This window comes from Alienimonas chondri, assembly GCF_013036045.1.
GTDB lineage: Bacteria > Planctomycetota > Planctomycetia > Planctomycetales > Planctomycetaceae > Alienimonas > Alienimonas chondri.
The window spans coordinates 1-6298 of record NZ_WTPX01000205.1 but is presented as its reverse complement, the minus strand read 5'-3'; the positions used below and the strand labels follow the sequence as shown (position 1 = coordinate 6298).

Genomic DNA, 6298 nt, shown 5'->3' with positions numbered 1-6298 from the left:
GGGAAGTCCCAGGTCGCGGTCATGCCGAGCGGGGCGGTCTCCGCGTCGGGCGGCGGTCCGGCGGCGGCGACCGCGGTGGGGCGCTTCAACCCGAGCGCCCAGAAGACGAGGTCGAGATAATGGCAGCCCATATCGCCGAGCGTCCCGCTGCCGAAGTCCCACCACCGCCGCCAGTTGGCCGGCACGTAGGTCGGGTGATACGGCCGCTGCGGGGCCGGGCCGAGCCACAGATCCCAGTCGAGTCCCTCGGGGATCGGGGGCGTGTCGGTCGGTCGCGTGCCGCCGCCCCAGCCCTTGCCGACCCAGACGTGCACCTCTTCGATCGGTCCGATCGCCCCGGCCCGCACCAGTTCGACGACGCGGCGGTAGTTCTCGCCGGCGTGAATCTGCGTGCCGAGCTGCGTGGCGACCTGCTGCTGTTGGGCGACCTCCGCCGCCAGCCGCGTCTCCCAGACGTTGTGACCGAGCGGCTTCTCCACGTAGACGGGCAGCCCCCGCCGCATCGCGTCCAGGGCGATCGGCACGTGCAAATGGTCGGTGGTGCTGACCACCACGCCGTCCAACGACTCGCCGTCGAGCATCCTGCGGAAGTCGGCGTATTTCGCCGCCTGCGGATACGCCTCGAAGGCCGTCTTGGCCCGGCGGCCGTCCACGTCGCACAGGGCGACGAGGTTCTGGCTCGCCACGCCCCGCAGGTTGGACTCGCCCCGCCCGCCGACCCCGACCAGACCGAGGTTCAGCGTCTCGTTCGGCGACTTCGAGTCGTCCGCCCGTACGGCCGGTCCGATATAGAGGCCGGCCCCGATCGCGGCGAGCGATTTCAGGTGCGTGCGGCGAGATTCGTGGCGAAGCATGCTCTCTTCCATTTATTCCGACCTCTTTCTGCTTGCAGCGGAAAGGGGGTTCTCTTGGAAAGGGGAGACGGACGACGGGGACGCGGCCAAGCGCTGACCGAGACGCCTCGCCGCCACGCTACGCACGCATCAGCCGAATTGCACATGAGCCGCCGACAGAACGCGACGGCGCCGAGCGACGAGCGCCGGCGGCGTAGGAAAGAGGGCGCCTGGCGATCCTCAGGTTTGCGTCGTCATGCAGCAGTACGAGCAGCCCTTGATTTGCGTCGACGCAAGCCGCTCACGGTCCCCGCAACGCCCAGCGTGCCGAACAACACGAAACTTCCGGGTTCAGGAACGGCTTGCGTCTCAAAAGCGGTCAATGAGATATTGTCTAGCCCGAATTCGTCCTGCTGCCCACTGCCGATGCCGCTGATGTTATCAGAGTCGAAGCGAAGATAGAGATAGTCTCCGTCGGCGATCGAGAAGCCGGAGATTAAACTGGATCGGGAAGCGTCCAGTCGATAGCCGCTGGCGTCCGAAGCGCCCGGCGTGGCGTAGTCCAGAGCGGAGACTGGCGTATAGCTGATCGCCGACGGGTCCGATTCATTCCCTCCGGAACCATAGGAGAAGTTGAGAAAGTTCGATCGCAATTGGTCATTGTTGACGAAGATGTCGTAGGCGACCTCGACCGATTGAATCACGCCGCCGGTCCCGTTCATCACACGCAGGAAGAGCGCGCCGGGGGTAAAGTTGTCACCCGTCGGCTGGAAGCCGAGCGTCGTATTGTTGATCATGGCGGATCCGGATTGGACAGAAGTCTTAAAAGCATAGATGCCTGCTGCGGTTTCGCCGACTGTCCCACTGTCGAATCCCTGCCTGTAGACGTCGTCGGTATAGGATCCTCCGAACTCCGTATCCCCCTGTTGGAACCCCGTGACTGCCCATGCGGTCGAATCGAGCGTCCCGTCCGTCGTCGGCGTGATCCCGTTCGCTTGGAATGGATCTCCGCCGATCACTCCTGGAGAGTTGTCTTCGAAATCAATGACGACGGCGACGCCGGTCGTATCAAAAGTGATTCCGGCGGAGGCGGCGCTGCAAATCCCCAGGACCATGCTCGCCGCGAGCGTTGCCATGGACTGAGACGTAGACGGGCAAATCATTCTGATCAATCGGGGGTAGCATGTGGAGATGCGGCAACAAATTGAATCGTAAAGGCGGCGCCGTGGATGATTCCGGCAAATATTTGCGAAGAATACGCGAAGACTCCCGCCGGTCGGCGAGCCTCACTCGTGGTCCGCGTCCGGGTGCATGGCGACCCAGAGGCGGTGAAAGTTGTGAACCGATTTGACGCCTACGCGCGAGCGGATCGGCCCGCGGCTCATCCCAGTGGCCTCCGCCGGTTGCTCGCCAGTCAGCGGGCGGCGCCGAGCGGCGAGCGCCGGCTGCAAAACGTCTTCACGCCTTCTTGATGTGACGAGCCGCGTGGGTCTTTACACTCCGTGCCCGCCCCCGCCGCCCGCCCGAGAGGATGACGCACTCCATGTCCCGCCGACGTTCGATCACGCCGCTTTCGTTCCTTCTGTCGGCCTGTCTCGCGGCGGCTCCGGCGTCGGGCGGGGACCCGATTCGGGATCTGCAGGAACGGGCGATCGACAGGGGACAGTCCGAAGCGGCCCACTGGGGCTGGCAGCCGGAGAACTATTCGCTGTGGGGAACGCACTCCAATCGGCTCATCCCCGTCTATACCTACGGCACCGCGAACGCCGGCGCCGGCCTCGATCTGAACGACTATACGGGCGAGAACAGCCTCTACCGCGACCCGGCGAAGCTGATTCGACTCTACGGCCGCCCGCCCGTCGAGACCTATAACACCGAGGCGGAGTACCTCGACCAAACGAACCTCTACGATCTGCAACGGGCTGCTTTGGACGCCGGGAAGAAGCATATCTTCCTGGTCGTCTTCGACGGCATGGACTGGCAGACGACCCGGGCGGCGGCGACGTATAATACCGGCCGCGTCGCCTATACGTCCGGCCGCGGAACCGGGCTTCATTTTCAGGATTACGACGCGAACGGTACGAGCCAGTACGGGTTCATGGTCACCAGCCCGCACAACGACGGGACGGACGTCGACGTCGACGAGCAGCGCGTCCTCAACCCCGGCGGATCGACGCCCGGCGGCTACGATCCGAATCGGGCCGGCGCCGATCCCTGGACCCCGGCGGAGGGCCTCGAGAGCCCCGAATATCTCGTCTCCGGTCCGAAAGCCGCGTCGGTGAAGCATGCCTATACGGACTCCGCCTCCTCCGCCGTCAGCATGACGGCCGGGTTGAAAACATATAACAACGCGATCGGCGTCGACGCGGAGGGACGACAGGTCGAAACGATCGCCCACATGGCCCAGCGGGAAGGCTACGCCGTCGGCGCCGTCAGCAGCGTGCCGATCAGCCATGCGACGCCCGCGGCGGCCTACGCCCACAACGTGCATCGCAACGACTATCAAGACCTCACCCGCGACCTGCTGGGGCTGCCGTCGATCAGTCACCCCGAACGCCCCCTGCCGGGGCTGGACGTTTTAATCGGCGGGGGCTACGGCACGGATCGCGACGAGGACGACGGCCAGGGGGAGAACTACGTTCCCGGCAACCCGTACCTCACCGCGGAGGACCGCCGGCAGGTCGATGTGGAGAACGGCGGCCGATACGTCGTCGCCTACCGCACGCCCGGCGTGAACGGCGCCGAACGACTGGCGGAAGCGGCCGACGAGGCGGCGTCCGGTTCAAAACGGCTCCTCGGCTTCTACGGCGCCGAGCCGGGCGGCGGGCACCTGCCGTACCGCACCGCCGACGGCGGTTACGACCCCACGGTCGGCCGGAAGAAAACGGCCGAAGAGTATTCTTCTCGCGACTTAATGGAGAACCCGACGCTCGCCCAGATGACCCGGGCCGCCCTGACGGCGCTGGAAGGCGACCCGGAGGGGTTCTGGCTGTTAGTCGAGGCCGGCGACGTCGATTGGGCGAACCACGACAACAACCTGGATAACTCGATCGGCGCTGTGAACAGCGGCGACGCCGCGGTGAAAGTCGTCACCGACTGGGTCGAGCAAAACAGTAACTGGCAGGAGAGCGTAATGATCGTGACGGCCGACCACGGCCATTACCTCGTTCTCGACCGCCCCGAACTGCTGACCACGCAATCGGAGTCGGCCGAGGACGCGGAGACCGAGTCGGCCGGCGCGGAATGAGTTCGGGGGACGCCGCGGTCGCATTGCGGGGCGAAGCGGGGGGTTGACCGCCGAATGCCCGGTCGGTTCGCTGACTCGATCGGGACGCGGAGGTCGCCCCCGCTACGCCGAGCCATTCGCCCCGCCGTCCCCTTGGAATTCGCCTACTTTCTGCCGGTCCTGGCGTTCGTCGTCGGACTGCGGATCGCGAATCACTTCTTCGATCAATCACGCATCACGCAGACCGTGGAGGAGGCCGGCGGCACGGTGCAGGATATCTCTTGGGAACCCTTCGCCCGCGGTTGGTGGGGCGAGAAGGGGGAGCGGCACTATCAAGTCTGGTATCGCACCGCGGAAGGCCGCGTGACTGGCCGGCGCTGCAATACCAGCATGCTGACCGGCGTCTATTGGGCGGACGACCGTCCCCTCGCTGCGGACCGCCCGACGGCGCCGCGCGGCGGTCGAACCCGCGCGGCGTGCGACGAACCCCTCAAGCGACGCTGGAAACTGTGCCCCCAATGCGGCGAACCCGCTCCCCCGCGCTGACTGAGCAATAGGAGGCGCCTGCCGAGCGATAGGGACGCCTGTCGAGGAATCTGGGCCCGAACCGCGGTCCGCTACGGCGCCGGGGAATACGCCTTAATCCAGTCGACCTCCAGCTTGAACGGGCCGTCTTGGCCGTCGTAGATCATGAAGCCCAGCGTCCGCACGTCCTTCGCCGCCAACTCCGGCACGCGGCCGGCGACGCTTTGGCCCATCACCGTCGGCCTGAACTTTGAGAACGGTACGTCCACTTCGACCCACTCGTCTTTGACGGTTTGGAAGTCCGCCCGATAGGCGACCCGAAAGTTCGACGCTTTGACGCCCGTGCTCGCGTCTGCTTGATAGGTCCGTCCGTCGCCGCGGACCCGCATCCGCAGACCTTCGGCGCCGTCGAGCGGCCACTCCTGCGGCTTGGTGCGGATCGAAGAGAACCCGCCGCCGTTGGTGTTCGTGGCGCCGGAGAAAATCAGCGTGTCGTCTTTAAAGGACGGCCCGCCGCGGGATCGGCCGCCCATGACGTTGTCGTTCACGGTGATCCAGCGTTCGGCTTCCTGTTCGCGGGTGAAGTCGACGACCTCGGTCAGCTCGACCTCGGCGTTCGCGTCCTCAGCCGATTGAGCGGCGGGTTCGGTCGCCGCGGGGGGATCGCCCGCGGGGGCGGCGAGGGCGGCGGTCGTCAGGATCAGCGAGAGCATGGCGGCGGCCGAGAACGGGGGAGGGGAAGCCGCGGGCATGATGGGCGGTCCGTTTGAATCGACCGCGTGGCAAAGCGTCGGCGCCGCGCGAAGCCGGTGATGCCCCGGCGCCGTGACCGGGTTCGCCCCCGCCGCTCTCCCGGCGGCGATCAGTCCCTCGAGCGCGGCCGATCCCAGGGCGTCGCGGCGACCTGTACCCAGTAGCGGCCGTGCTCGAACGTGACCCGGACGTCGCAGCCGAACGTCGTCGACAGGGCTTCGCTGGTCAGCACGTCGGCCGGCGGGCCGGCGTGCGTGAGGCGGCCGGACCGCATCAACCACACGCCGTCGGCGTCGCCGGGGATTTCCTCGACGTGATGCGTGATCAGCAACACCGTCGGCCGCGGGCGGGCGTTGCGCAGGTCGGCCAGCGCCGCCAGCAGCCGCTCGCGGCCGGGCAGATCGAGGCCGGCGGTCGGTTCGTCGAGGATCACCAACTCCGGCTCCGTCACCAACGCCCGCGCCAGCACGGCCCGGCGTTGCTCGCCGGTGGAGAGCGACGAGAGCCGATGCTCCAACCGGTGCCCCAGCCCGACGACGCGGAGCAGATCGACCGCGGCGGCCCGCTGCGCGTCGGTGGGGCGGTCGTAGCGGCCGACGGTGGCGAAATAGCCGGTGCAGACCGCCGCGACGGCGTCCAACCGGGCGTCCACGATCGCCCCCGACGACACGCCGACCGGTCCGATGGAGGTGGCGCCGTTCACCACGCTGATGCGGCGCCGCAGCGCCCGCACGTCCGTCCGGCCCAGCGTCTTGCCCAGCACCTGCACCCGGCCGTCGGTGGGCCACATCTGTCCCAGCAACACCCGGCTGAGGGTCGTCTTCCCGCAGCCGTTCGCTCCCAGTAGCGCGACCGTCTCGCCGGCGTTTATGCGGGCGTTCAAACCGTCCAAGATCAACGTGTCGCCCCGTCGCAGACGGACGTCCTCCAAGCGAACGGCGGCGGGCCGATCGTCCGAATC

Annotated in this window: 6 protein-coding genes; 2 read left to right on the top strand and 4 right to left on the bottom strand. The window is 67.0% G+C overall.

What is annotated here, in order from left to right:
- Together LzC2_RS19460 and LzC2_RS19455 are read right to left on the bottom strand one after the other, a co-directional pair.
- The coding region (locus LzC2_RS19460) for a Gfo/Idh/MocA family protein (protein WP_246255205.1) at positions 1-854 on the bottom strand (854 nt) is incomplete at its 3' end.
- A 233-nt stretch (positions 855-1087) separates the two neighbouring features.
- Positions 1088-1969 (bottom strand): PEP-CTERM sorting domain-containing protein, encoded by an 882-nt coding sequence (locus LzC2_RS19455; RefSeq protein WP_171189695.1) that lies wholly within the window; start codon positions 1967-1969, stop codon positions 1088-1090.
- A 407-nt stretch (positions 1970-2376) separates the two neighbouring features.
- Here LzC2_RS19455 and LzC2_RS19450 point away from each other — a divergent pair, with 407 nt between their 5' ends.
- Positions 2377-4080 (top strand): alkaline phosphatase, encoded by a 1704-nt coding sequence (locus tag LzC2_RS19450; protein ID WP_171189694.1) that lies wholly within the window; start codon positions 2377-2379, stop codon positions 4078-4080.
- A 132-nt stretch (positions 4081-4212) separates the two neighbouring features.
- Positions 4213-4605 (top strand): hypothetical protein, encoded by a 393-nt coding sequence (locus LzC2_RS19445; RefSeq protein WP_171189693.1) that lies wholly within the window; start codon positions 4213-4215, stop codon positions 4603-4605.
- 71 nt (positions 4606-4676) lie between these two features.
- On the opposite strand, the gene LzC2_RS19440 is transcribed toward LzC2_RS19445, so the two are convergent.
- Positions 4677-5336 carry a CIA30 family protein gene (locus tag LzC2_RS19440; RefSeq protein ID WP_171189692.1) on the bottom strand — a complete coding sequence of 220 codons (660 nt, stop codon included), beginning with the start codon at positions 5334-5336 and terminating at the stop codon, positions 4677-4679.
- Positions 5337-5446: 110 nt separating this feature from the next.
- Positions 5447-6298, bottom strand: an 852-nt coding sequence (locus LzC2_RS19435) for an ABC transporter ATP-binding protein (protein WP_171189691.1), incomplete at its 5' end; no start/stop codon positions are given.

Coding starts and splice junctions, on each gene's coding strand:
- LzC2_RS19455 (WP_171189695.1), bottom strand. CDS start 1,969: ATGGCAACGCTCGCGGCGAGCATGGTCCTGGGGATTTGCAGCGCCGCC.
- LzC2_RS19450 (WP_171189694.1), top strand. CDS start 2,377: ATGTCCCGCCGACGTTCGATCACGCCGCTTTCGTTCCTTCTGTCGGCC.
- LzC2_RS19440 (WP_171189692.1), bottom strand. CDS start 5,336: ATGCCCGCGGCTTCCCCTCCCCCGTTCTCGGCCGCCGCCATGCTCTCG.